This is a genomic window from Candidatus Nomurabacteria bacterium, from assembly GCA_020631905.1.
Taxonomy (GTDB): Bacteria; Patescibacteriota; Saccharimonadia; order Saccharimonadales; family VXPC01; genus JACKGQ01.
The window spans coordinates 616662-642058 of record JACKGQ010000001.1; the positions used below are offsets into that span (position 1 = coordinate 616662).

At 40.4% G+C, this 25397-nt stretch carries 35 protein-coding genes, 4 tRNA genes and 1 pseudogene; 7 read left to right on the forward strand and 33 right to left on the reverse strand.

Annotated elements, in window-relative coordinates; all coding sequences use genetic code 11:
• Window positions 1-14 precede the first annotated feature (14 nt).
• Genes H6798_03170 through H6798_03190 form a run of 5 tightly spaced genes read right to left on the reverse strand, consistent with a single transcriptional unit; the run spans window position 15 to window position 4347 of the window.
• On the reverse strand, window positions 15-1124 hold the full coding sequence (locus H6798_03170; GenBank protein ID MCB9821514.1) for a PAS domain S-box protein: 1110 nt from the start codon (window positions 1122-1124) through the stop codon (window positions 15-17).
• A complete protein-coding gene (locus H6798_03175) occupies window positions 1108-1788 on the reverse strand; it encodes a M48 family metallopeptidase (protein MCB9821515.1) in 681 nt (226 codons plus the stop codon). The genes H6798_03170 and H6798_03175 overlap by 17 nt, the downstream gene beginning before the upstream one ends.
• Window positions 1788-2435: an AAA family ATPase gene (locus tag H6798_03180; protein ID MCB9821516.1), complete on the reverse strand. Its 648-nt coding sequence runs from the start codon at window positions 2433-2435 to the stop codon at window positions 1788-1790. The genes H6798_03175 and H6798_03180 overlap by 1 nt, the downstream gene beginning before the upstream one ends.
• Before the next feature lie 28 nt (window positions 2436-2463).
• The gene (locus tag H6798_03185) at window positions 2464-3183 is read right to left on the reverse strand and encodes a hypothetical protein (protein ID MCB9821517.1); all 720 of its coding nucleotides are present in this window, start codon (window positions 3181-3183) and stop codon (window positions 2464-2466) included.
• A gap of 12 nt (window positions 3184-3195) precedes the next feature.
• Window positions 3196-4347 (reverse strand): hypothetical protein, encoded by a 1152-nt coding sequence (locus tag H6798_03190; GenBank protein ID MCB9821518.1) that lies wholly within the window; start codon window positions 4345-4347, stop codon window positions 3196-3198.
• A 161-nt stretch (window positions 4348-4508) separates the two neighbouring features.
• On the opposite strand from H6798_03190, the gene H6798_03195 reads away from it, so the two are divergent.
• From H6798_03195 to H6798_03205, 3 genes are all read left to right on the forward strand, one after another.
• On the forward strand, window positions 4509-4769 hold the full coding sequence (locus H6798_03195) for a GIY-YIG nuclease family protein (protein MCB9821519.1): 261 nt from the start codon (window positions 4509-4511) through the stop codon (window positions 4767-4769).
• Window positions 4760-4835: transfer RNA gene (locus H6798_03200), tRNA-Trp, on the forward strand. The genes H6798_03195 and H6798_03200 overlap by 10 nt, the downstream gene beginning before the upstream one ends.
• A gap of 774 nt (window positions 4836-5609) precedes the next feature.
• Window positions 5610-6041 carry a hypothetical protein gene (locus tag H6798_03205; protein ID MCB9821520.1) on the forward strand — a complete coding sequence of 144 codons (432 nt, stop codon included), beginning with the start codon at window positions 5610-5612 and terminating at the stop codon, window positions 6039-6041.
• Between the two features lie 384 nt (window positions 6042-6425).
• Here the strand turns inward: H6798_03205 and H6798_03210 are convergent, their stop codons facing one another.
• Window positions 6426-7097 (reverse strand): hypothetical protein, encoded by a 672-nt coding sequence (locus H6798_03210; protein MCB9821521.1) that lies wholly within the window; start codon window positions 7095-7097, stop codon window positions 6426-6428.
• 110 nt (window positions 7098-7207) lie between these two features.
• Between H6798_03210 and H6798_03215 the strand changes: the two genes are divergently transcribed.
• Genes H6798_03215 through H6798_03225 form a run of 3 tightly spaced genes read left to right on the forward strand, consistent with a single transcriptional unit; the run spans window position 7208 to window position 11541 of the window.
• Complete coding sequence (locus H6798_03215) at window positions 7208-8407, forward strand: glycosyltransferase family 4 protein (GenBank protein MCB9821522.1); 1200 nt, start codon at window positions 7208-7210, stop codon at window positions 8405-8407.
• Window positions 8404-9609 (forward strand): alpha-amylase, encoded by a 1206-nt coding sequence (locus tag H6798_03220; GenBank protein MCB9821523.1) that lies wholly within the window; start codon window positions 8404-8406, stop codon window positions 9607-9609. The genes H6798_03215 and H6798_03220 overlap by 4 nt, the downstream gene beginning before the upstream one ends.
• Window positions 9610-9612: 3 nt before the next feature.
• Window positions 9613-11541, forward strand: coding sequence for a glycoside hydrolase family 15 protein (locus H6798_03225; GenBank protein MCB9821524.1), 1929 nt, complete (start codon window positions 9613-9615; stop codon window positions 11539-11541).
• 2 nt (window positions 11542-11543) lie between these two features.
• On the opposite strand, the gene rpmG is transcribed toward H6798_03225, so the two are convergent.
• Window positions 11544-11747, reverse strand: coding sequence for a 50S ribosomal protein L33 (gene rpmG / locus H6798_03230; GenBank protein MCB9821525.1), 204 nt, complete (start codon window positions 11745-11747; stop codon window positions 11544-11546).
• A 190-nt stretch (window positions 11748-11937) separates the two neighbouring features.
• Window positions 11938-12012 (reverse strand) — tRNA-Thr (locus H6798_03235).
• Window positions 12013-12043: 31 nt separating this feature from the next.
• Here H6798_03235 and H6798_03240 point away from each other — a divergent pair.
• Entirely contained in the window at window positions 12044-12643 is a 600-nt protein-coding gene (locus tag H6798_03240) for a hypothetical protein (GenBank protein MCB9821526.1), read from the forward strand.
• Window positions 12644-12667: 24 nt separating this feature from the next.
• On the opposite strand, the gene H6798_03245 is transcribed toward H6798_03240, so the two are convergent.
• From H6798_03245 to rpsQ, 25 genes and pseudogenes are all read right to left on the reverse strand, one after another.
• Window positions 12668-12753 (reverse strand) — tRNA-Tyr (locus H6798_03245).
• Window positions 12754-12796: 43 nt separating this feature from the next.
• Window positions 12797-12872 (reverse strand) — tRNA-Thr (locus H6798_03250).
• Between the two features lie 46 nt (window positions 12873-12918).
• Window positions 12919-13572, reverse strand: a complete 654-nt coding sequence (locus H6798_03255; GenBank protein ID MCB9821527.1) for a tetratricopeptide repeat protein — start codon at window positions 13570-13572, stop codon at window positions 12919-12921.
• Window positions 13573-13590: 18 nt separating this feature from the next.
• Complete coding sequence (locus H6798_03260) at window positions 13591-14418, reverse strand: AAA family ATPase (protein ID MCB9821528.1); 828 nt, start codon at window positions 14416-14418, stop codon at window positions 13591-13593.
• Window positions 14415-15296, reverse strand: a complete 882-nt coding sequence (locus H6798_03265) for an RluA family pseudouridine synthase (protein ID MCB9821529.1) — start codon at window positions 15294-15296, stop codon at window positions 14415-14417. The genes H6798_03260 and H6798_03265 overlap by 4 nt, the downstream gene beginning before the upstream one ends.
• A 179-nt stretch (window positions 15297-15475) precedes the next feature.
• Entirely contained in the window at window positions 15476-15874 is a 399-nt protein-coding gene (rpsI, locus tag H6798_03270; GenBank protein MCB9821530.1) for a 30S ribosomal protein S9, read from the reverse strand.
• Window positions 15874-16314: a 50S ribosomal protein L13 gene (gene rplM, locus H6798_03275; GenBank protein MCB9821531.1), complete on the reverse strand. Its 441-nt coding sequence runs from the start codon at window positions 16312-16314 to the stop codon at window positions 15874-15876. Before rplM ends, rpsI begins: the two co-directional genes overlap by 1 nt.
• Window positions 16311-16865, reverse strand: a complete 555-nt coding sequence (rplQ, locus tag H6798_03280) for a 50S ribosomal protein L17 (protein ID MCB9821532.1) — start codon at window positions 16863-16865, stop codon at window positions 16311-16313. The genes rplM and rplQ overlap by 4 nt, the downstream gene beginning before the upstream one ends.
• A 1-nt stretch (window position 16866) precedes the next feature.
• Window positions 16867-17805, reverse strand: a complete 939-nt coding sequence (locus H6798_03285; GenBank protein ID MCB9821533.1) for a DNA-directed RNA polymerase subunit alpha — start codon at window positions 17803-17805, stop codon at window positions 16867-16869.
• A 20-nt stretch (window positions 17806-17825) separates the two neighbouring features.
• Window positions 17826-18443 carry a 30S ribosomal protein S4 gene (rpsD, locus tag H6798_03290; GenBank protein ID MCB9821534.1) on the reverse strand — a complete coding sequence of 206 codons (618 nt, stop codon included), beginning with the start codon at window positions 18441-18443 and terminating at the stop codon, window positions 17826-17828.
• 2 nt (window positions 18444-18445) lie between these two features.
• Window positions 18446-18886 (reverse strand): 30S ribosomal protein S11, encoded by a 441-nt coding sequence (rpsK, locus tag H6798_03295; GenBank protein MCB9821535.1) that lies wholly within the window; start codon window positions 18884-18886, stop codon window positions 18446-18448.
• A gap of 13 nt (window positions 18887-18899) precedes the next feature.
• Entirely contained in the window at window positions 18900-19286 is a 387-nt protein-coding gene (gene rpsM, locus H6798_03300) for a 30S ribosomal protein S13 (protein ID MCB9821536.1), read from the reverse strand.
• Window positions 19287-19403 (reverse strand): 50S ribosomal protein L36, encoded by a 117-nt coding sequence (rpmJ, locus tag H6798_03305; protein ID MCB9821537.1) that lies wholly within the window; start codon window positions 19401-19403, stop codon window positions 19287-19289.
• Between the two features lie 23 nt (window positions 19404-19426).
• Window positions 19427-19645, reverse strand: coding sequence for a translation initiation factor IF-1 (infA, locus tag H6798_03310; protein ID MCB9821538.1), 219 nt, complete (start codon window positions 19643-19645; stop codon window positions 19427-19429).
• 31 nt (window positions 19646-19676) lie between these two features.
• Window positions 19677-21203, reverse strand: a complete 1527-nt coding sequence (secY, locus tag H6798_03315) for a preprotein translocase subunit SecY (GenBank protein MCB9821539.1) — start codon at window positions 21201-21203, stop codon at window positions 19677-19679.
• Between the two features lie 50 nt (window positions 21204-21253).
• Window positions 21254-21730, reverse strand: coding sequence for a 50S ribosomal protein L15 (gene rplO, locus H6798_03320; protein MCB9821540.1), 477 nt, complete (start codon window positions 21728-21730; stop codon window positions 21254-21256).
• Complete coding sequence (rpsE, locus tag H6798_03325) at window positions 21730-22203, reverse strand: 30S ribosomal protein S5 (protein MCB9821541.1); 474 nt, start codon at window positions 22201-22203, stop codon at window positions 21730-21732. Before rpsE ends, rplO begins: the two co-directional genes overlap by 1 nt.
• A gap of 46 nt (window positions 22204-22249) precedes the next feature.
• Window positions 22250-22600, reverse strand: coding sequence for a 50S ribosomal protein L18 (locus tag H6798_03330; protein ID MCB9821542.1), 351 nt, complete (start codon window positions 22598-22600; stop codon window positions 22250-22252).
• Between the two features lie 3 nt (window positions 22601-22603).
• Window positions 22604-23143 carry a 50S ribosomal protein L6 gene (rplF, locus tag H6798_03335; protein ID MCB9821543.1) on the reverse strand — a complete coding sequence of 180 codons (540 nt, stop codon included), beginning with the start codon at window positions 23141-23143 and terminating at the stop codon, window positions 22604-22606.
• Window positions 23144-23161: 18 nt separating this feature from the next.
• Window positions 23162-23563 (reverse strand): annotated as a pseudogene (gene rpsH, locus H6798_03340) (30S ribosomal protein S8).
• Between the two features lie 9 nt (window positions 23564-23572).
• The gene (gene rpsN, locus H6798_03345; GenBank protein ID MCB9821544.1) at window positions 23573-23842 is read right to left on the reverse strand and encodes a 30S ribosomal protein S14; all 270 of its coding nucleotides are present in this window, start codon (window positions 23840-23842) and stop codon (window positions 23573-23575) included.
• Complete coding sequence (gene rplE / locus H6798_03350; GenBank protein ID MCB9821545.1) at window positions 23842-24420, reverse strand: 50S ribosomal protein L5; 579 nt, start codon at window positions 24418-24420, stop codon at window positions 23842-23844. Before rplE ends, rpsN begins: the two co-directional genes overlap by 1 nt.
• Window positions 24420-24731 (reverse strand): 50S ribosomal protein L24, encoded by a 312-nt coding sequence (rplX, locus tag H6798_03355; protein MCB9821546.1) that lies wholly within the window; start codon window positions 24729-24731, stop codon window positions 24420-24422. Before rplX ends, rplE begins: the two co-directional genes overlap by 1 nt.
• A 17-nt stretch (window positions 24732-24748) precedes the next feature.
• Entirely contained in the window at window positions 24749-25117 is a 369-nt protein-coding gene (gene rplN, locus H6798_03360) for a 50S ribosomal protein L14 (protein MCB9821547.1), read from the reverse strand.
• A gap of 1 nt (window position 25118) precedes the next feature.
• Entirely contained in the window at window positions 25119-25397 is a 279-nt protein-coding gene (rpsQ, locus tag H6798_03365; protein ID MCB9821548.1) for a 30S ribosomal protein S17, read from the reverse strand.

The window sequence follows — 25397 nt, forward strand, 5'->3', positions numbered from 1 at the left end:
TTATGCTAAATATATTACTGTTGTTTTATATTTGGGACAAATATTTTGAATGTGCTGCCTTCGTTCAATTTACTTTCTAGATCTATACTTGCATTTAGTATTCGAGTTAATTTCATTGTGACATATAGTCCCAAACCTGTGCCGTTACTTTGGCGGGTTCGATAGTCTTCGCTTCGAAAGAACTTGTCAAAAACTCGTTCTTGATCGGCTTTGCTAATGCCTATGCCCGTATCAGAAACTTCGAACTGAACACCGCCATTGGCAGATTTTGCAGCAATTAAGATGTAGCCACTTTGCGTGTATTTAATCGAGTTAGTAATAAAATTCTGAAGTATCTCTCTAACATAAAGTTTGCTGCTGTGAAGGAGCTCTAGATTTGGATCGATATCAGTTTTTACTTGAAGATTTTTTGCGCTAGCAGATGCCGTGTATTCTTTGGCGAGTAAGGTAATCATTTCGTTGACGTTGATGTCTTCTGGTTCAATTTTTAAGACCCCTCTCTCTGCTCTAGACAAAGTAGACAAGTCGTTAATCATGCTAGCTAACAAGATTATTTGATCGTAGGACTGCTTAATAGCTTCGTTGATAGGTTGAGGCAAATCGTGTTTTTGACTCAAAAAAACTACATTACTCAAGTTACCCTCAGCGATGGCGATTGGTGTACGCAGCTCATGACTAACAACACTTATAAACTCATCGCGCTCTTCCTCGAGTGATTTTTCTCGAGTTATGTCGCGTAGCAATAACACATAGCCTCGGCCACCCACGGAGCCATAACCTAAATGGACAGGGGCGATGCTCAGGTATAGGTTTATGTAGCTACCGTCGGAATATTGAAGCCTTAGGTCGCGGTTAGTTACTTGGGTTGTAGTCGATTGAACCATCTGGGTAATGTCTACTGCTTGGCCGTTTTTATCGATCGGCTTTAAGATCTGTTTTAATGCCGATTTGGCCTTAATGTTATTGACATCAAGAACATCTAAAGCTGCACCGTTGAACATTACAACTTTGGCGTGTTCGTCGACAGCTAAAACGCCATCAGCCATGCTATTAATTAGGCTAACAAGTCGGAGATGTTCAATGTCTTTTCTCTGTAAAAAATTATTTTTAGGTTTTATCGACATAAGCAGTATTGTATATCACTGGCGCGTAAGCACGAAGTTGTTTACGCAAGCTTTTATAATTTGAATTAAAAACACTAACTGTTTCCCAGAATTTGTGAGAATGGTTTAGCTCTACTGTGTGGCAAAGCTCGTGTACGATCACATAATCAATTAGTTCCCATGGTAGCTGTACCAGAAGAACGTTCAAAGTAATTCGTTTTTGATGATCACAGCTTCCCCATCTGCTCTTAAGGCGACGGAATTTCAAATCTGTGTATGTAAGGTTTAATTGATTACTTATCGTGTTCACTCTTTCGGTTAAGAGTGTTTCGGCATCGTTTTTCAAGACACGTAGTATCACTTTTTCAACAAACGCATCCGAACCACTTACAATAATTTCTTTATCGTTCAAGCGAGATTTATTGTATGTACTTGTACTCCGTCGCAACACTCTACTTTTACCAATTGTCATGCCGTCGTTAATTTGATGAGTAACGGGCCGATTATCTTTAATCCATTGAATCTTGGAATTTAGAAATTGATTGGCCAACTTTATCGGAGTGTAATATGGCATGCTAACCAGCACTCGATCGTGCAGTACTCTAATCTTGATATTCTTTTGACCACGCCGTTTTACATAGTCAACTCTGCCTAAGATGTTATGTGAAACAGATTTTGTAGCCATTAGCCAATGCGAACATTGCGACGCTGAAGGTTTGTCTGAGTTTGAGCAATTAGGTTAAACATTCCCGGATTTGGCAAATGCTTTGAGAGGCTGCGGTCTTCGATCAACTGAAGTTCGAAAAGCCGTCTTATGATCGAAGCTAGTTGACCAGTAAAGCTATGTTTTCCACTAACAACAACTGCTTCTTCGTTCGTAGGAGTTTGAATATGTGTACTAATTTCTTTAAATGTATCTTTATCGAGGCGGACTGCGAATTTATTATCGGAGTTTTTTTCGGATCGACTAGATACTCTTGAAAAAGCTGTCTGAGGGTCGATTTGTTGCCAGATCAACATGGTCTCTGCCTTGAGTTTTGAAGCGATATTTTTGATTTCACGACGATCGGCCAATTTGTTTAACGATACATCGTAGACCACCGACAAGCCTGCATTTAGAAATCGCTCAGTCATCATAAGCATCATATGTTTTACGACGCCTTCTTCTTCTGGGCTGAAAGTTGGTTTTTCGAAAAGTTCAAACCTGATCTCTTCGGCGCTAATATGGACTGCTTCAAGCTTATCCGCAAGTTGACGTGATAAGAAAGTTTTACCAGATCCTGGCAATCCGACAAAAGTAAACAAGACTGGTCGAGATAACTTGTTTTTCACCCTTGTATTTATATCAATAACCGATCATTTATTCAACCACGATAACTCTATTCAGAATCTGCGATAGTCTCGAACTTGGTCCTTCGCCCTGATAGGTTTTTGTAATTACCCATATGCCATAACCGAATAAAATCAAGCTTTCTCCTACAAGTGCTAGACCTAATATATTGTTAATTTCAGTCGAAAGCGCGGTAATAACGCCACCAACTAATATGCATGCCAATGAAAAAAATCTAATAACTTGCCATTTGCGTATATTTCTCGATTTCTTAGTTTTACGAAGTAAAGTGTCAGCAAACACAGTTAAGGCCATACTCAGGCCAACTAGACTAAAACCATACATATGCAGATGATATGCTCGACCATTACCCCATGCTAGGGGCAATAAGGCCACGACATACAAGCCTAAGATTGTTAGACTTATTAAAGATACGATTACACCGGGTTTTTTAAATGTTCTGGCTAGATAATTTCGCCAACGCCACAATCCGTAAGCTCCTAAAAATATTGATCCAGCAAAGTATGGGGCTGTGCGAGTATCTCTACTAAAATCGCTAAAAGCAGAATTTAGTTTTAAAAAACTTGGCTCGATTAAGAAGCATGCAGTAAAGCCGATCACTATACCCAGTAAGCCTGTTATCCCCCAGAAACGACCATGAAGTTTTTTGGCAGCCCTTAACAATAATATTTTGTCGATTACGATTACAATTCTTTTGCTATGGAGAGTAAGGCGAAATTTTTTTGCCATTTTGTAACAAGATTATTTATTTCTAAATTTGTTGACTGCGATAATGGCATATACGAAGGTGGCAATACCTATGCCAAAAATAGCGAGTATAAAACCATTAGATAATTCCGTTAAACCATTCGTAGATCTAAAAGTAATGTATAAGAAAGTAGTCATTACACCGATAAACGCTGGTAGTTTGGAACGCTTTAGCCTGAGGCCTTGTTGAGCTATCTGGACCCTATCGGTACCTGTGCTGGCAAACTGCGTGACTCGCTGATCTCGATATGAATCTATATTATCTTCGAGATGTTTAGCTAGCCCGTATAGCTTAGCGTAAAGTTGCCAGAATTCATTTGGCTTAACTGTACCGCCACTATATATAAAGATCTGTCCATCTATGATTTCAATATCAAAGCCATCGAGTTCGCGTATCAAATAATCCATGATTTCGGGAGTAATGAAGCTTAGAGTATCAACATTATAGTTCTCCGGACTATACAAGCTGAAATGGTCATCGAAATTAGCTTCGAGAGAGACTTTTTGTGACGAGTCGAACGCAGCAGGTAAATTAGTGAATTTCCATACATTATTTTTTTTCGCGTCGAATAAAAGGTGTGGTAAAGGACGGCTTAACTGCCAACTAGCAACACGCCAATAATGCCGAGTCCGGTTTTTCCCACTACCGGTTGAGTAGGCATAATCATATATTGCAAAAGTGCCGTTTCCGATAATATTCGTGTAGGCTCTGGTATCGCCAGAATTAAAGATTACACCCTTCTGATTAATCGGTAAGTTACTTACGTCTGAACTAGTGTTAATCGTTTTGCTCGACCACTGTCTCTGGAACATTTTCAACTTTGTGGATAAGCCATTAATCGGTGCAACGTATTGAGATACGAACGTAAGCTGATTTTTACTAGCGATATCTTGGAATATATATGAATTTCGCTTGCTCTTTATTACCGACCATCTAATTACGCGAATTATGCCTGCAATGGCTAACTCGGATATCAATAAGCTTATCAACCATTGTGTAGGATTACTTACTGCCGGTAATGTTGCCAGTAGTACAAGAATCGCTAAGACAATATGAAAAGTTTTGTAGTTTGCGTGTTTACTGGCTAAATAATACTTTTTTAAATCCTCATAGGTTGGGTTAGCTAGGTTGTGGTCGGTTTGCATGTTTAAAGTATAAGCACATATAGCCAATAAACAAACTATTCTAGACTAAAGCAATCATGTATACTTTGTTTGCATTTTTTAGGGGAGTAGCTCAATTGGTAGAGTAGCGGTCTCCAACCCGTACCTTGCAAGGCACGGGGCAGGTTCGTTAAAATTACATCGTGCATTACGTTTATGTCCTTAGCTCTGTGGGTAAACCTGGGTGGCATTACTATGGGAGTACTTCAGACTTACAACGTAGATACGCGGAACATATTAAGGGTATGGTTAAATCAACAAGTGCCTACAAGCCACTAAAACTTGTATATTACGAAGCATATTTAACAAAACAAATGGCTGCAGAAAGAGAGAAACAATTGAAGAAAAGTCGTTCTGCAACCAAAGCCTTGTTAAGTAGAATAAGGCCAGATTTAGGGGAGTAGCTCAATTGGTAGAGTAGCGGTCTCCAAAACCGTTGGTTGCAGGTTCGAGTCCTGTCTCCCCTGCCATGAAAAGTGCTCGGTCATTCGATCGGGCTCTTTTCATTTCATGATTAGCTTCATCGGCATAGTCTTTAATTTTAGATCTTGATCTTCTGATAGCTCGTTCTAAGTTTGATTCTTTATATACGGAATCGCTGCTTAGTTGTTTAGCATGTTTACCGATTGGCTCTAAGCCGTCTCTCAGCTTTGCGTAAGGTTCGTGGGGTATATAAACCTTAACGTAGTCATCATATACAGTTGCTTTTGAGCCGATGAGCTCCATAGCCTCATGTTGGCTTATTGGGTTAAATAATAGTTTTAGATCATCTTTTTTCATGAAATGACCCTCTTTATGTCCTGTTTATCAAGTAGAACAGGACAAAGCCGAACTCCGCGCGGCGAGCGCGATGGAGATACGGCTTTGAACACGGTCAATAAACTCAACCAATATAAAAATAGGTAAAGAAACATAAGAAATAATCCTCATTTAGATAATGAAGAGAACCTTTACTTTGTGTCTTAATTTATTATGGTTCCTGTGTGTAAATAATTAAGGCACCAAAGCATAACAACTAGCCATCGTTGTCACCACTTTTTAGCTTTTATCAAACTTTATCAGCAAAAAGCTTAAGAAAATAAAGTATACGGTATTAACCGCATACCCTCCCATATCGGCTTATAGGATTATATCATTAAGTTCTTTTATGTTATGTTTACAATAAGTAATATAAATAGTTAAACCATTTTACTGGTACTTTAGTATATTATTTGTTATAGATTTCAATAAATGGTAAATGCAAAATGTCAAAAGTGAGTAAAAAATATATATTGAAAAATGCAAGTGAAGCAGCACTTGCAGTATACATTGGTGTTCTTATACTTAACATCTTGATTGTTTTTTCTAGGGTACATAAAGAACCTAGATTTGAACCAAACTCAGACTATTACTCATCTGTTGCGTCAATTATACCTCTGTTCTTGATAGCAATTTATCTGCCTAGAGGTTCATACTATTTACAATCTCGAAAAGTAATCGATATAATATCGGAACTAATTACTAGGATTTTACCAGCAATTTTAGCTACAGGCGGATCTTTATATGCGCTAGCTAATAAAACTGATAGTAATCTAATATTTTCATTTACAGTTATTGGGCTAACTCAATTGTCGACAACATTTATACTTCAAATAGTTTTTGAAGGAATATTAACAAAGGATACCGAGAACCATTAATGCATGATCTGCTAAGCTCTCTATATGATGTAGTTTAAAGTTAACAGATATGTTAATAAATCCCATAATAATAGGGCGGAATTGATTTACAAATTAGTGAATTAACACTTAACACTCTAAAATCAACTGCAAAATACGAATGTTATAATTATACCATGTACAACATTATTAAATTTACAATGCTGCTCAAAAGTGTATTAGATGCACAGAGGGCATGTGTCTGATTATTGAAGGAAGGGACACAAATTGGCGAGTTGGGGGCGATCTTCGGATTGTTGATTGAAATGAAAGGCCTACAAATTACTGAAGCCAAACATAGACGTTATCTTGTCTGAGTGAGTTTCATGATTCAATTTATATTGAAATTGCGATAATTTTAGACAGTTAGACGACTGGCCAATTATTTACGATATTTTCAATATAATCGAGAATTTTTTCGTTGCTAGGTAGGTTATTATTGGCGTAGTAATGGCTAGTCGTAAAAAACATTGGTACAGCCCTAATAATCTCGAGTCTATCTGCAATGATATGAAGCCTATCTACCGCTTCAACACTACAAATTGGCGTCGCTAAGATTAATTTCTTGATTTTTATATCATGCAAATAGTCGGCAGCTGCTTGGAACAAATTACCGTGCTTTACGCCATCCGAGACTACAATTACAGTTTTATTTCTAAAAAATTTTTTATCGAGCAAATTGTTCTTACCGCCCAACACATGCATATCGTGAAGCGCAGCCAATTTGCTTAGCTCTATCGTGCCTTGATATTCGATCATTAGGTCTTCGAGAGCTCCAATCGAGATACTTTTATTTATTGTAAACTTTCCCGAGTCAGCAATTGTGCCGATAGTTGTTAGTCCATCAGGCAAACCAATCGCTTTTGTCATAATCAGTGTAATCAAACAGTGTAGCTTTGAGGCTATTTGGGCCGCCACAATTACTGATCCTTCACTGACAGCAAGTACGGTAACGTCTGTGTTTGAGATGTCGCTCAAGCGCTCGGCTAGCGACTTACCTGCTTCAACTCTAGATGCAAAATATGGATTATTTGCCATAGTTTACGAGTATACAGCAGTTAGTTGTGTATAACTTACAAAAATTCCCTCTTAAAGAGTTTTTTTAAGCTTATGTTTTAGCTATACTCATAGATGTAAAAAGGAAAAAAATGAAAATACTAATGCTTGGGTGGGAGCTACCACCCTATCATAGCGGTGGACTAGGCATCGCTTGCTACCAGTTGTGCAAGGGGCTTGCTAAAGCTGGCGTTGGTATTGAGTTTATTGTTCCTTACGAAGCCGAGCACAACATAGACTTCATGAAAGTTACATCTGCGACTAAAGTTGCTGTCGAAGAATTTGCACTAGCCCTTGGTGCATATACTACGGAGCGCTCTGCACAAATATCTCTTATGCCGATGAGTTTTCAGAATCTATTCGAACAGACGCAAAATTACGCTCGAAGTATTGATCACGTAGTTAAAATGGCTGAGTTCGATGTAATCCATGCTCATGATTGGCTGACTGTTAGCGCAGCACTTCGCGCCAAGGCTATTAGTGGCAAACCCTTGATTATGCATTATCACGCTACCGAGTTTGATCGTACTGCTGGTAGTAGAGGCAACGAAATGGTCCATGAAATTGAGCAAATGGGGCTCAGCATGGCAGACTTAGTAATTACTGTTAGTGAGTACACAAGACAGCTTGTCATTAATAATTACGGTGTTGACCCCGATAGAGTTAGAGTCGTTCACAATCGAATCGATGCCGATATGTACGATCTCGCTGATCGCAAAAACAGTTACCCTGCTTTTGAGCAACTTAAAAAAAGTGGCTTCAAGGTGGTTTCTCATATCGGTAGAATTACGATTCAGAAAGGTTTATGGAACCTTCTGCATGCTTTTGAGCAAGTTGTCGATAAACGTCCAAAAACACTCCTGTTAATGGCCGGTAACGGAGAACAGATTCGAGAGTTACAGGTGTTGGCGGCCGATTTAGGGATAGCGCAAAATGTTTTTTTTACCAATAAGTTTGTTGGAGGAACAGATTGGTCGAGTGCGTTTAAACAAACTGATTTATTTTTATTACCAAGCGTAAGCGAGCCCTTTGGCTTAACACCTCTAGAAGCAGCTTTATTTGGAGTACCGAGTTTAGCCACACGCCAATGCGGGGTTACTGAAATATTCAAGAATTGCCTCAAAGTAGATTATTGGGACGAAAAAGAAATGGCTAACCAAATAGTTTCGGCACTTAATTCCGATAGTTTGCTCGAAGTTTTAACTGCCAATGCCATGCTAGAAGTTAAACAACTTACATGGCACGCAGCAAGTGAACATTTTATTGATAGCTATGAGGCGGTTCTAGCATGAGCAATATAGTCTTGTACTTGCATGCTCATCAGCCTTACAGAGTTAGACATTACACTATTTTTGACGCTGGTAAATCGAGTGACTATTTTACCGCCCCTGTCGGATCCAGAGAGTCTAATCGCGATATTATTAACAAAGTCTCCGAAAAGTCATATCTACCAACCAATAAGGTCTTACTACACCTTCTGACCACTGTCCCAGAATTTAAACTAAGCCTTTCTATAACTGGCACGTTGCTAGAACAGCTTAGAGACCATCGACCAGATGTACTAGCCTCTTTTAAGGCTCTAGTTGATACTGGTAAAGTAGAAATAGTCGGTGAAACGTATTATCACTCTTTGGCATTTTTCCATGATCGTCAAGAATTCGAACGCCAAGTAGAGGCTCATTCTCAAATATGTGAAGAATTACTAAATTATAAGCCACATTCTTTTCGTAATACTGAGTTAGCCTATAATAACGAGCTAGGTAGCTGGTGCGATAGCAAGGGGTACGAAGCTGTAATAACCGAGGGCTGGGATCCAGTCTTAGGCTGGCGAAGCCCGAACCACATGTACCGTCCGCTAAATGCGACCAAGACAAAGCTATTGGTAAAAAATTATCACTTAAGCGATGATATTGCCTTTAGATTTGGTAATCAAACATGGTCTGAGTGGCCGATGAGCGCTGATAAGTTTACTTACTGGATTCACGAAGGTTCACCAGATGCAGATATCATTAACTTGTTTATGGATTTCGAAACGTTTGGTGAGCATCAGTGGCAAGAGAGTGGCATCTTTGATTTCTTAACACATCTTCCGTCTAAGTGGGGTCTAAAAGAAGGCTCTGGTTTTATGACAATCAGCGAAGCAGCCAGAACTTATGAGGCAAAAGACGAGCTTGATATTCACAATACAATCACTTGGGCAGATACCGAACGAGATCTTACGGCTTGGCTAGGCAATACTATGCAGACTCAAGCTTTTGACGCAGTCTACGCTCTTGCTGAATCAGTATTAGCCTCGAACGATCAATCGATCATAGATGATTGGCGTAAACTTCAAACTAGCGATCACTTTTACTATATGTGCACAAAATACTTTAATGATGGAGATGTACACGCCTACTTTAGTCCTTACGAATCGCCATACGTTGGCCAAATGAACTACATGAACGTGCTCCTGGATGTAAAAAATAGACTCTCGCAAAAGGGTTTATTATAGTTCATGGCCAGACCAGTTTGTTTATCAAATGGGTCATTGTTCATAGGCTTAAATAAATTTGGCTTAGTTGATGATATCTATTTTCCGTATGTTGGCCTAGAAAACCTTAAGACCTCTAGACTAATCCCTCATAAAATTGGTGTATTTGTTGATGATAAATTCAGCTGGCTAGATGATGGTACCTGGGAAGTGTCTTTGAAATATGAATACGGAACTATGGTTTCTGAAATCGTATTTTCTAACGAGAAGCTAAATCTCGAAATACAAGCCAACGACGCTGTAGACTACGACGAAAATGCCTTCATGCGAAGCATAAAAGTAATCAATAAACTAAACCGTCGTCGTACAGTTAAGGTATTCTTGCATCAAGTATTCCAAATTAGTCGAAATGGCCGGGCCGATACAGCATTTTATGTACCTGATGGTAACTATATATTTGACTATAAAGGCCATACAGCAATTATTGTTTATAGCCATAACGATGGTTTGGCATTCAACGAATTTGCTGTTGGTAATTATGCGATAGAAGGTAAAAGTGGAACTTTTAAAGATGCAGAAGATGGCGAGCTTTCTGGTAACTTAGTTGAGCACGGTGGGATTGATTCGGTAATAGCACACAGTTTAGACCTTGGTCCTCAGGAATGGCAAAAAATTGAGTATTGGCTAGCTTTTGGTGACACTCAGCAAGATGCGTACCGCGTGCACCAGCGCATATTGGACGATTCGCTCGAGGGTAGGCTTAATGCAACTCGAACAAATTGGCACCAGTGGTTAACTAAGGCTAGCGATAATTTACCTGTAAAACTTAGTCAGACAGAAAAAGAAAATGCCTTGAGTTCTTTACTGACCATTAAAGCCCATATAGATAAAAACGGTGGGATAATTGCCAGCGGAGATAGTAGTCTCTACAACTATGGTCGTGACTATTACGCATATTGTTGGCCTAGAGATGGAGCGTATTCTTTGTGGCCTTTGATTAAGTTAGGTTATTTCGAAGAAGCGCGTAAGTTTTTTGATTTCTTTGCCCAAGTCATGCATCCAGACGGTTATTTACAACATAAATATCAAACCGACGGTGCTTTCGGAAGTACTTGGCATCCACAGGTTCAGGAACATCATAAAGAGCTCGCTATTCAAGAAGATGAAACAGCCATAATACTATTAATGATTGCCGAATATGATATGTACAGCCAAGACGCAGACTATTTTATGCAGACGTTCAATCGATTCGTCAGGCCGTGTGCAGAATTTTTAGCAAATTATATCGATAGCGTCACGCATCTTCCCCACCCCAGCTATGATTTATGGGAGCAAAAATTCCTTTCAACAACCTATACTTCTTATCTCGTGTCTGCTGCCTTGCGTCGTATTGCTGAAGTAACAGAAAGATATTACCAAGATGAGGCGACATCACGTTGGCTAGAAGCATCGGCTATTATCGAGAAGAATTTGGACAAATATTATGATCGTGACTTAGGCTATTACATAAAAGGCTTTAAAATACAGGAGAACGGAGAATATCTCTACGATAAAACACTTGATGCCAGTAGCATATATCCATTATTCACATTTTCTAAACAGTTGGAAAATCAATCACATTTAACAAAGTCTGCCGACGCTATAGAGCGCCAGTTAATGAACGGTTCGCTTACTGGTGTTGCAAGGTATACTGATGATGATTATTTACGTAACAACCCAAAAGACTCCGGAAATCCATGGTTCATTTGCACATTTTGGTATGTGCAATACCTTGCCAAAACTGGACATATAGAGAGAGCCGAGAAATTACTGGAGTGGACTAGTCAACGTTTCGGTGCGAATGGGATGATTAGTGAACAAATCGACCCGAAAACATCCAAACAACTAGGCGTTGGTCCACTAATATGGAGCCACGCTGAGTATATAAACTGTTTGATCTTACTACGTAATTGAGGCTATTTTTTACGAGGTTTTACTTCGTTTCGACCAAGATTTTTCTTTGTTTCTTTATACTCGACTACTTTACGGGCTACAGGGTCGTACTTATTCAATACCAGAGGTTCTGGTGTATTTAGAGTGTTCTTTTTAGCATAGCGTCGATGGCCAGTGACCTGACTTACAAGACCGACCAAAACTCTTTTTGACTTAGATTTTGCCATAACAGGGGTGTATTGTAACAGATGAAGTAGATTTGGGCAATAAGATTTATGGACTAATAATTGTCATCGATAAAGCAGTCCGCCGCAAAACTATTTTTTTTGGAGTGTGAGATACAAAATTATCTATAAAACTGAAAATCTGGCCACTTACCCAGCCAGATTCAGGTTATGATCGTTTTTCAGTATGACATGGAGCCGTTGACGAGATTTGAACTCGTGACCCCTTCCTTACCATGGAAGTGCTCTACCACTGAGCTACAACGGCAAATTTAACTCGAATATTGTATCATATAATCATGATTGTATTAGATATCGAGACGAGTGGTTTAGACCCGCAAAAACACGGAATACTTAGTATTGGAGCTATCGATTTAAGATTTCCAAGTCGACGTTTCTATGAAGAAGCCAGGCTTCACGATAACGAAGCATATGATCCAGAGGCCGGCAAGATAAATGGTATTTCAGAAGTAATGGCACGCGATAGATATAAGCAATCACGTCAAAGTTTATTACGAAATTTTGCTGAGTGGTACGAGTCTCGGCCAGTAAAAGTAATCGCTGGCCTACATATTCAAGCCTTTGACGTCCCCTTTTTAAGTGTCAAAGCCGAACAGTCTAGAGTTGCCTTAGTATTACGCAAGCGAAGTATTGATTTGCACAGTTTAGCTTATGCAAAAATGCTCTCGCTAGGAAAGGTTATACCTTTAACAAATGGCTGGAGCGTTATGGATACGGATTTCATTCACCCATTTTGTGGTTTACCTAAAGAACCTCGTCCACATAATGCCTTGCACGGAGCGATGTGGGAAGCAGAAAGTATGCACAGACTAATCTACGGTAAGCCGTTACTAAAAGAATTTAGCCAGTACACTATACCAGTGTATTTAATAGAATAACCACCTATTGAGGTGGTTATATCTTGGTGCAGGGTGTAGGATTCGAACCTACGAAGGCATAAGCCAACAGATTTACAGTCTGTCGTGTTTGACCGCTTCACTAACCCTGCATGTAAAAAAATGATATTAAAAGATTGCGTATCGGCATGATACTGGAGCCGGTGGAGGGATTCGAACCCACGACCCTCTGTTTACAAAACAGATGCTCTAACCCCTGAGCTACACCGGCTTGATAGTCTAATAAAGACCGCTAAATAGTAGCAAAAAATCACCCACTAGACAACGGCTTTACTTGGTCTTTTTATCCGCTTATGCTGTCCTGGTGGCAAGACATGTGATTTTAATTTTGACTCAATATTTTTTTGATCTTCATCTCTTCCTAGCGTCTGATATGCTTTCGCTAGTAGACTTAAGCTTTCTGGATTTGGTTCGAGCTCAACAGCTTTTTCTAACTCAATTGTCATTTCTGTTGGTTTGCCAAGTCTTTCAAGCACTTTGGCCAAAGCAATGTGACGAGTAGCCAGACTATCTTCTAGCTCTATGGCTTGTTCAAAAGCAATTCGAGCTTTTTCATATTGCTCTGTTTCAAAATATATTAAACCCAGATTGTGTAATCCGCTCGCAGTCCGCTCTATTGTTGTGGCGATTTCAAAACAATCAATCGCATCATCAAATTCTTTTTGCTTAGCATATAGTATGCCTAATCGGTTGTAAGCTGCTGCATTTTTTTCATCTATTTTTAAAATAGTTAACAAGGCTTTTTCGGCCCTCAAAAATTTACTTTCGCGCATACCTTCTTGGGCTACATCCCATAATCTTGCCATCCTGCTTCCAATTTTGTGGGGAACATCATCATGCCCGCTATCTGGTCGATACACAGAACGTAAGGCCATGGCTGCGACTAGTAGTAAAATTAATAACTCGTACATTAGTTGTATTATACCAATTTAGATATTTAATGACATGCTCAGAGCTGCAAGTTTTGGGTTTAATCCTGACTCGACTTGCTTATCTAAGGTATTTAAAACGCGTGTTCTGGCTTGCCATTTCGAAAGTTCAGTCTTTTTATCGTTAGCTGCATATATCCGCATATAAGCGTTGCAAATTCTAAGCATGCCTTCGAGAAGAGCTTGAATTCCTTCTCGGTCTATCTTCATTGTCTCTGCAATTCGAGTTTCAATATTTTTACTCATAAAGTCTTTGGCTTGATTTATTTGTACTACGATTGGTGAATCAGTGTTTTCTAAAATATTACGCATTGTTCCAGGCCAACCATCAGCCATATGTAGACTTTGATTAAAATCTGAGTCCGAGTAGCTTGCAAAGACAGTTCTTAAATCATCAATCGCAGGGCGTTTTAACTTTACAATAAAACATCTCGAGGCAATTGTTGGCAAAATTCTAGACATATCAGACGTCGCCAATATAAAGTGAGTTGATTTTGGTGGTTCCTCGATTGTTTTTAGTAGTGTATTTTGGGCTTCGATGTTTAGTTTGTGAGCATCATCGATAACAACTAATCTAGGTTTTTGTGTGTTGGCACGGGTCACTGATAGTTGTTTAAGTAATTGTCTAGACGCCTCTACTGTGAACTCGCTCATCCTAATAATTTCGCCAGGACGTTCTTTGCCGGCATATATACTGTGTACTACGTAATCTATAGCCATGCTTAGGCCGCTTCCTTTAACGCCAACAATTAGTAAATTGCCGTTGGGTTTGCCTGCAAAACTAGACAGTAGCTCATGAACCGTATCGTGCAAGGCGTAAGATTTCACGTTAAGTAGTCCTTAAATTCTTTAGGTAGTGCTGCTGTAAAAGTTTTTTTGTGGCTGTCAGTCGGGTAGTTTATTGTTAGTTCAGCCGCATGTAACATTAATCTTGGTGCCTCTAAACTACTATCGTATAGGTTGTCGCCTGCTATCGGGACTCCAAGACTTGCCATATGAACACGGAGTTGATGGGTTCTCCCGGTTTTCGGCTTAAGGCTTAAAAGCAACAGACTGCCCGTATCCTCAAGTATCTCGAACTCAGTCTGAGCTTCCTTGCCGTTTGGATCGACCTTAAACTGCGATGGTTTACGCAAGTTTCTACCTATGGGTTTATCTATGAAGCCTTTTTTGGGAAGGTCTACATGAGGCACGATTGCAAAATATGTTTTTTCGACTAAGCGCTTTTCGAATTGTTGCTGTAGATATGCGGCTGTTGTTGAGTCTTTTGCACAAACTAGTAAACCACTAGTAGCCCGATCTAATCGATGAACTATACCTGCCCGCATATCGGTGATTCCGGCTTTATGTAGTTTGGTACGTATACTAGAAGCCACGGAAGGTTCATCCCAATACTTTCCCCTAGAGTGTGTAATAACCCCAGAGGGTTTGTTGATAACAATGATATGTTTGTCTTCATAAACCGTCTCCAGATCAAGCTCAGGTATATTTTCTAATTGTGTCATGTCGTAATCTAATACAAGTAGCCCGGTTTGACGTAATTTATAACCGCAACTAACAGGCTGATCATTAAATTTTAGACGGTTTTCTTTGGCAAGTTTCTTAATAAAACTTCGACTGAGCATCGGAAAATTTCGTGAGATTACATTATCTGCACGTAAATTTTTGTCATCAATGGTTATATTGATTATCTGTTTAGTAGCCATTTAACCTCGCGTAGTTTGATGTAGCTTGGCTACATCAGTACACAATATTATATTAACATTTATTACAGCGTATCTAAATTTGTAGACTTAAACAACCAGACGACATTAGAACGATCTAGCATACAAAAAGGTCTCTCGATGTAACAGAAAGACCTTTTGATTCTGTAGTCTGTGATTTTTTAGCGTTTTGTGAATTGGCGTTGTTTGCGTGCGCCTTTAAGACCGAATTTCTTACGTTCTTTAGCTCGAGGATCTCTTCCGAGTAAATCTGCTCGTCGAAGTGTGCTTTTTTGATCCTCATTCATGCTGGCCAAGGCCATAGCGATGCCCAATTTAATCGATTCTGCCTGCCCATGGTGTCCGCCACCAGATACTTTAACGGTAACGTCAAACTGGTCTGCTTTATCTAGAACCTTAAATGGTAGACTAAGTTCTTTTAAAAGCAATTCGCTTTCTGCAAAGTATTGAGAGGCTGGTAAGTCATTTACCACTATGCTGCCCTTACCGCTCATTACTCTAACCCTGGCTGTTGAACTTTTTCGTCGACCAGTTGCGTAGAAATATGTATCTTTAGCCATTATTTAGCTCCAATCGGGTAATTTACTGGTTTTTGAGCAGCGTGCTTGTGCTCTGTTCCGGCGTAGATTTTTAGTCTTTCTATACGTCCATCTGCTAGCTTATTCTTAGGTAACATTCCTCTTACCGCAGCTTCGATAACTCGTTCAGGCCGTGTAGTTAATACTTCACCAGCAGTTACTTCTTTTAAGTTACCCGGAAAACCACTATGTCGGTAGTACTTTTTATCAGTTAGCTTATTGCCAGATAGTCTAATTTTTTCGGCATTTATCACCACCACAAAGTCTCCACCATCTGTATGCGGTGTAAATGTCGGCTTATGTTTGCCACTTAAGAGTGTCGCTACTACTGTTGCCAGTCTACCTAAAGATATTCCGGAGGCGTCAACAATCAGCCACTTACGTTTAACTTCTGTAGATTTCTGTGAATATGTCTTCATTATCGGTTACCTCGTCTACCCGTTCTCTTGCCAGCAGTTTTGGCATCACTGGCGTGTAGGCCAGACTGAGTTGCAGTTCTCTTGGCCGCTTCAGGTGCGCTAGCAGTTTTCTTTGATTTTGCATTAAGCTTTGGTGTGTCAACTGCAGGTAGATTATCTGTCTCTACTTTTTTCGCTACAGGCGCGACATTAAGTTCATCTACAAATGTAACTGTAGCCATTGCAGCATTGTCACCACGACGACCCATCAAGTCTTTATCAATTCTTAGATGACCACTGGTACGTTTTGTAAGTTTTGGAGCGATTTCGTCTACTAATTTGTGGGCGCTTGCTGGATTGGCTAGTTTAGCAATAACTTGACGACGCGAATGTAGATCACCTTTTTTTGCTTTGGTGATTAGCTTTTCAGTGTAAGGAACTACTTCTTTTGCCTTAGGCAGAGTTGTTTTGATACTACCTCGTTCAATCAAAGCGCTGGCCAAACCTTTCAGTAGAGCTCTGCGCTGATCCCTTTCTCGGCCGAATTTACGACCCTTATATCCGTGACGATGCATCTTAAAGCTCCATCTCCGCAAGTTTATCTTTAACTTCGTCTAGTGCTTTACTGCCGAAACCTTTAAGTTCTTTTAACTCAATTTCAGACAGTGTAAACAAGTCTTTTAGAGTATGGATGTCGTTGTTGATTAAAGCGTTAGTAGTGCGTGCGCTAAAGTTTAGATCTTCAATTGAAACCAAAAGCTCTTCTGGATCTTCGCTACTTGTTTCGACATGTGATTCTTCTGACTTACTAGCAAAAGACTCACTTGCGACTTCAGTCTGTCCGGCTAATGCTTGGTATTGACTGGCTAAAATTGCTGATGCTTCTTCAAAAGCGTCTTTAGGTGTGATGGTCGCGTCTGTATCTACGGTAACCATTAGTTTATCAAGATTGGTCATTTGACCAACTCGAGTATTCTCGACATGGTATCGCACCCTTAGAACAGGGCTAAAAATTGCGTCTAAAGCAATCATATCTGAAGCTTTACGGGCAGTACTTTCTTCGACACTTTGGTAGCCTCGTCCTGTTTCCACAACCAATTCAATCTCGATCGAGTCTTTGGCGCTATCTAAGGTAGCGATTAGGTGGTCTTTATTGACTACCTCAACATCGGCATTTCCTGATATGTCAGCTGCTTTTACCGGACCAGCACCTTTTTTAGAGAGAGTTATTGTTTGAGGCTCGTCAGAAAATACTTTAAATCGTAAACCTTTAAGATTTAACATGATTTGTACTACATCTTCTTTTACACCCGGTAGAGTTGTGAACTCGTGTGATGCACCCTTTACCTTGAAAGCAGTCACAGCTGCACCAGAGATACTGGTCAAAAGTACACGCCTAATGCTGTTACCTAGTGTCATACCATAGCCAGCTAACAAAGGCTCTACAGTGAATGTAGCACTATTACCAGTTTCATCAATATTCGTGATTGATGGTGTATGAATTGTTTTAGTCATAATATATACCTCTTACCTTATTATCTCGAGTAAAACTCAACTATTAGCTGTTCTTTAATATCTTCTTCGGCGTCATCCCTGGTAGGTAAATTTGTAACAGAAAATTTCAAATTTTTTCTGTCTACTTTTATCCAGGCAGGTGTGCTCGATGGCTTAGGACTTACCTCTTCGAAATTCTTGAAATAACCACTTTTTGTGCTGTGTGGCCTAACAACAATTTCATCACCAACTTTTAAGCGAACAGATGGTATATCTACTCGTCGGCCGTTCAATGTGAAGTGACCATGCGTAACTAGCTGTCTAGCGCTTTTACGACTAGTGGCAAACCCTGAGCGGTAAACGGCGTTATCTAAGCGTCTTTCTAGAAAGATAAGTGCCATTTCGCCAGTTTGGCCACGGTTGCGGCTAGCTTCTTTTAGTAAGTTGCTAAACTGCTTTTCTAGTAATCCATATAAACGACGTACTTTTTGCTTTTCGCGCATTTGAACAGAGTACTGGCTACTTGAACTTCTTCGACCACCTGACTGCATTTGTGAGCCTGGTGTTGCTTGTTTGGCAAGATACTTATGAGCTTTTGGATGAAGCGCATAGCCTTCTCTACGACTTTGTTTAACAACTGGTGTAAGATCTCTGGCCATGTCTATCCTTTCCTCGATTTTCTTGGTCTAACTCCGCCATGAGCAACAGGTGTCTTGTCGGTTATCGACTCAATCGAAATGTCTTGACTCATTAAAGCTCGAGCTGCTGTATCGCGTCCCTGGCCAACGCCCTTTACAAATACGTCCGCTTTACGTACTCCAAAAATTTGTTTAGCCGTACTGGCTACCTTTTCCGCGGCCACTTGAGCTGCATATGCTGTGCCTTTTTTAGAGCCGCGAAAACCGCAAGCTCCGGCACTTGTAGCAGCTAAAACTGCTCCGCTTGCATCTGTCAAAGTAACGATAGTATTGTTAAATGAAGCAAATACATGAATTTGCGCGTGCGGTACGTTGCGCTTAGTTTTTTTACCACGCTTTGCGGTAGCTGTTACTTCGTTTGTAGTTGCTTCTACTGTAGTGGTTTGTTGTGCAATTTCTTCCATAATATATACCCGACTAAGTCTTAGATGGTGCTTTCTTCGTAGTTCCACCAACAGTTACTTTTTTACCACGACGAGTACGAGCGTTGGTTTTGGTTCGCTGACCCCGACTAGGCAAATTACGTGCGTGACGATCTCCTCGATAAGACTTGATGTCGCGCAACCTTTTAATATTTCCGACTACTACTCGTTGGAGTTCACCTTCAACAGTGTAGTTGGTGTTAATAACTTCTTGGATACGGCTAATCTCGTCATCAGTTAAATTCTTAACTCGAGTAGTTCGCTCCACCTTGGCGGTTTCCAAGATATCATTGCTATGCTTTTGACCAATTCCGTAAACATAAGTAAGCGCGATATGCACTTGCTTCTCTGTTGGAATAGTCACGCCACTTATTCGTGCCATTTAGCCCTGCCTTTGTTTGTGGCGAGGCTTTTTCTTATTGATCACATAAACCTTACCCTTACGACGCACAATAATGTCGTCCGGGGAGATCTTTTTAACGCTTGCGCGTACTTTCATGAGACCAGCCTCCTTGTTATTTACTAAATGCGGAAAGTTACGCGACCCTGCGAGAGATCATACATGGTCATCTCTACTTTCACGCGGTCACCCGGTACCAAGCGAATGTAATTCTTGCGCATTCTGCCTGATATCGTGCAACGTATCTGATGTCCATTTTCAAGTTCGACTATGAACTTGGTGCCGGGTAGGCACTCGACAATTTTGCCTTCAAGCTCAATAACTTCCTTGTTTTTAGACATAAGACTAACAGATGGCGATTATACAAAACTATTACTTCTTTGTAAAGAGTTTTTTAGTAAAACTACCGAAGTTTTTACTAGTTTTGGTAGTTTCATCATTTTTTTCTGTTGGTCCTAGATTACGATCGTAGTCATCATAAGTTAGCATTAATGCCTTTGATTCAAGCTGTCGCATGGTTTCAAGGGCTACAGCAACCAAGATTAGTATGCTTGTACCACCAATCGCTAGCTTGCTCGTACCGATTAATCCTTGAGCGATTATAGGTGTTAGGGCCAAGAATCCTAGGCTCATAGCGCCAAACAGGTTTAATCTGTTAACTAACTTTGAAAGATACTTCTCGGTGTCTTTACCTGGACGTATATCGGCTATAAATCCACCTTGTCTTTGCAACTGCTCAGAAATTTCTTTTGCGTTAAACACAATGTTTGTATAGAAATAAGTGAATACCATCACAAGCAACAGATATGTTAACGGATAAATATAGGTGTTGAAGGCCGTCCAATCAGCTACTCCAGTTGCTGTAGCTGAACCTGGTGTACTAAACCATTCAACTAATTTATGACCTACCGACTGCCAATGGGTGAGGCTCAGATCAGTGGCTAGTGTCGAGCCTACCAATAAACGACCAACCAGCTGTGGAACAGAAAGAAACGCAACCGCAAAAATTATCGGAATCACGCCAGCAGTAACTAGTTTTACTGGTAGTACTGTTGAAACATCACCGTATGTACGGTTTCCTTGAATCTTTTTTGCATACGAGATCTTAACCGGACGCTGCGCTTCGTTTAGATACACAACAAAAATAGTAATTAGCAGGGTTGAAATCACGACCCCAAGTGTTATTAATAGCCAGGTGCCGTTGATCGGGAGATCGAATAGTCCAAAAATACTGTAAGAAGCAGATTTATCAATAAGCTCTTTAAACAATGTACTGAAGATGAAAGGTAGTTGACTGACAATTCCGACAGTAATCAACAAGCTGATGCCATTACCGATACTCTTCTCGGTGATAAGTTCTCCAAGCCACATGAGTACCATGGCTCCACCAGTCAGGGCACTTATCATTAGAACCCATTGCGACATGCTAGCTTGAGCGATTACGTCACCAAAGCCTCCGGCATTCCCAGCTACTTGGCGTACCAAATATATAGCTCCAATAGATTGAATGATTGCTAATGGAAAAGTTAAAATACGGGTGTATTGGTTAATCTTACGTCTACCAAACTCGCCTTCTTTCTGGAGATTCTCTAACTTCGGTATAGCTTTGCCTAATACCTGCATGATTATCGATGCATTTATATAAGGCCCGAGACCGACAAGCATAATCGATAAACTAGCCAGTGCACCACCAGATAAGACGTTCAGAAAGCTTAACAGCTGGGGTGCGTTTTGGTCATTGAGAAGGTTATTAAGAATCTGTTTTAATTGAACTGGCTCTGCTAGAGGAATCGGCACATGAGCTAGGATTCTAAATACAATCATCATACCGATAACCGCAAAAATCCTTTTGCGCATATCAGCATTCTTAAATCCGCGTGCGAGCAGTTTCCAGTTCAAAATTTTACCCTCTTAAATCCTTAAATTTGGCAATTTACAGTAGTATACTACTATTTGTCATTTTTTGACGAGTTTTTCTTTGGGCGTTGCAATTTTGCAGTCCGTACAAAGCTTCCTCCAGCAGATTGAACCATAGCTAGAGCGCTAGCACTAATTGCGGAGATCTCTAAAGTTTTGGCTGTCTTTAATTCACCCTTTACTACTAGTTTTACTGTATGGTAAGCATCTTTAATCAAGCCAGCGTCAGCTAGGACAGTCGAATTGATTTTCTGTGACTTAATAGCATCTAGTTGGCCAGTGTAAATCGTATAAGCTAGCGGTCGGTGACTCTTAAAACCGCGCAATTTTGGTAAACGCTGGATAAGTGGGTTCTGTCCACCTTCAAATCCAGGACGAATATTCCCACCAGTTCGGGCTTTTTGACCTTTTGTGCCACGACCAGCAGTTTTACCTTTACCTGCCGAAATCCCTCGGCCAACTCTCGTTGGCTGTTTACGTGCTTCTATATTTAGCTCATTGAATTTCATTATTTAGTCTCCTTTTTTGGAGTCGATTTAGAACTAGCGGTAACCCATTTATTTTCAGGCACAAGACTTTGCAATGCCTCGATACATGCATAGGACGCGTTGGTCTTGTTGTTGTTACCGAGAGACTTAGTGACTGCGTTTGCTACACCTAGGGCGTCTAAAATCTCACGTACAACACTTCCGGCTATAAGACCAGTACCTTCTGGTGCGGGTTTGATTAAAATCTTAGCGCCGCCGACCTTAGCTTGTACTTCGTGTGGTAAAGTTGTGCCTTTCAGTGACACTTTAATCATATTTTTCCGAGCAATTGCGACAGCTTTTGTGATTGCAGAAGTAACATCGGCGCCTTTGGCACTCCCAACTCCTACGCTACCTTGCTTATCGCCAAGACATACTAAAGCCCGGAAACGGAAACGTCGTCCACCCTTAACAACTCTTGCGACTCGATCAACAGCCAATACTCTTTGATCCATATTTTGAGTGTCGTCGTTCAATTGTGCTTGTTTGTGTGAATCCATCTTAAAACTCCAGTCCTTTCTGGCGTGCGGCATCGGCTAATGCTTTTACTCGACCATGGTATTTTTTGTTGCCACGATCAAAAGCGACTAATTTAAGCTTAAGTTTGGTGGCGGCTATTGCAATCGTTTCACCAACTTGGGCAGCTTTTTCTGTCATATTACCATTTTTAATTTTCAACGAATTCGCACTTACCAATGTTTTATGCGTGGTATCGTCAATAATCTGGGCATAGACATTTGTATTGCTGATATGGACGCTCAATCTTGGGCGATCGCTGACAGTCTTGAGTGTTGTACGCGTACGCTTTGAACGGCTGATCTTATTTTTTGATATATTAGATAATCTCGACATGATCTAAGCTTCCTTTCCGCTCTTGCCAGCTTTACGAATTATATATTCACCGGTGTACCGTATGCCCTTACCTTTGTATGGTTCTGGCTTCTTCAATGCTCTAATTTCTGAGGCAATCTGACCGACTTTCTGTTTATCAATGCCACTCACTAAAATAGTATTTTGTTCAACCGTTGCCTGAACACCTTCTGGCAATTTATAGACAACTTCATGGCTAAAACCTAAGTTTAATTTTAAGTCTGATCCATTTAAGGCTACTTTAAAACCAACTCCGTGGATCTCTAACTTTTTGCCAAAGCCTTGTGTAACACCAATTACCATGTTTGATATTAGGCTACGCATTAAGCCATGCTTAGCTCTTAGCTCTTTAACATCAGATTCTCGACTAACTAGTAGCTCGTTGTCTGATTGACTAACTGTTATTCCCGGCATTGTAAACTGCTTTAATTCACCTTTTGGTCCTTTAACAGTTACAAAGGCCTCGTCGACAGTGATTGTCACTCCCGATGGGATTTGGATGGGTTGTTTTCCTATTCGACTCATACCTTTCTCCTTATTACTCTAATAAACGCTGCAGAGAACTTCTCCGCCAACTTTTTGTTGCTTAGCTTCGTCTCCGGTCATTATGCCTCGACTTGTTGAAACTAGGACTATGCCACGTCCGTTCTTAATTACTGGCACCTCTTTGGTGCTAGCATAGACTCGGCTCCCCGGTCGACTCAGTCGCTTAATTTCAGTTATTCGAGGTCGTTCTAGTTCGGCGTGCATTAGAATGTGTATTTGCTTAGTTTTACCTTCGCCGCTGACACTAACACTATCTACAAAATTCTTGTTTTTAAGAATGTTGGCAATCTGCTCTTTGATTTTGGAATATGGCACATCTAGCTCGTTTTTGTTTACCAGCATGGCATTTCGGATACGCGACAACATGTCGGCGATTGGATCTGTACTATACATCTATATTCTCCTTTCCTACCAGCTGGCCTTAGTTACGCCAGGGATATTACCTTTACTTGCTTGCTCACGGAAACAGACTCGGCAAAGCCCGAAATCACGCATATATGATCTTGGACGTCCACACATGTTACAGCGATTCTTGTGTCGTGTGACACTTGCCTTACGTGGCAAGTTGTGTAGACCATCGAGGTCACCCAAATTCTTTAACTCGTTGCGTTTTGCAGAAGTTTTCATTTTTGCGATGTTTCGTTTTTTATCGCGTGCAATCATCGATTTCTTAGCCATTACTTATCTCCTTCTGATCGTTCAAACGGTACACCAAACTCTTTGAGTAAAGCTTTGCTATGTTCTTTGTTCTCGCACTTTACAACGATGGTTATTTGCAAACCATGAGCGACAGCAGTTTCTTCATAGCTTAGTTCTGGGAAAACTGCTTGTTCTTTAAGACCAAAGCTATAATTACCGTTTTTATCAAAAGCTTTTAAGCTAATTCCGTGAAAATCACGGAGTCTTGGTAAAACGATATTGACTATCCTATCGAGGAATTCATACATCCGATCGCCACGCAATGTGACCATAATCCCAACCTTATTGCCTTCACGCAACTTAAAGCTTGCAATCGACATCTTGGCTGCAGTTACTACCGGTTGTTGTCCTGTTATTTTGCGAAGTGTGTTTTCGGCTACTTCAAACATACGTTTATCGTCTTTAGCTTTGCCTAAACCGATATTTAAAACTATCTTTTCAAGTTTTGGAACTTGATTAATATTAGCTAGATCGAGATCTTTCTGTAACTTTGCGCGTAAAGATTTTGCATATTCAGCTTTGAGCCTAGGCACAAAGACTGTCGTTTTGTCAGACATTACTTGATCTCCTTTCCACTAGCTTTATAGATCCGAGACTTCTTACCGTCTTTGTCTAGTTTATAGCCAATCCTTGTTGGCTTCTTTGTGGTTGGGTCGATAACGGCAACTTTACTTACCCAAATCGGTGAAGTACTTTCAATGATCCCGCCTTGTGGGTGTACCTTCGAAGGTTTTGTATGACGTTTAACAAGGTTAACGCCTTCAACGGTTACTTTATTTAGTTGAGGGTGAGTTGCTAGCACTACACCAGTCTTACCCTTATCTCGGCCTGTAGTAACCACTACTGTGTCACCTTTTTTAACGCGAATTTTATATATTCCAGACATTATAGTACCTCCGGTGCTAAGCTGACGATTTTGCTATAGCCTAAATCGCGAAGCTCACGAGGTACTGGTCCAAAAATTCGAGTTGCTCGTGGTTCTTTATCATCGTTAATAATTACGGCTGCGTTGTCATCGAAGGCTATCGTACTGCCATCTTTGCGTCGAATTTGATCGCGACTACGAACAACTACAGCTCGAACTACCGATTTTTTCTTAATCGCACCCGTCGGACTGGCCTGTTTAACACTAGCCACGATAATATCACCGACTCTGGCGTATCTTTTGCGGGTACCACCAAGCACTCGTATGCACGAGATTACTTTTGCGCCGCTGTTATCGGCTACTTTCAAATAAGATTCCTGCTGAACCATCTTATGCCTCCTCAGCTTCCAATGGTGCGTCTTGATGCTTCATTTCGGCTTGACCAACAATTTTATCTAGTTTCCAGGTTTTCTGCTTAGATACAGGACGGGTTTCACTAATAATTACGATATCGCCGATTTTGGCCTGGTTCTTTTCATCATGGGCAGCATATTTTTTGGTTGTTGTGTAGCGTTTCTTGTATAGCGGATGATTCTTGCTAGTCGCCACATTAACAATAATAGTTTTGTTATTTACATCTGATACAACTGTTCCTTGTAACGTTTTCAT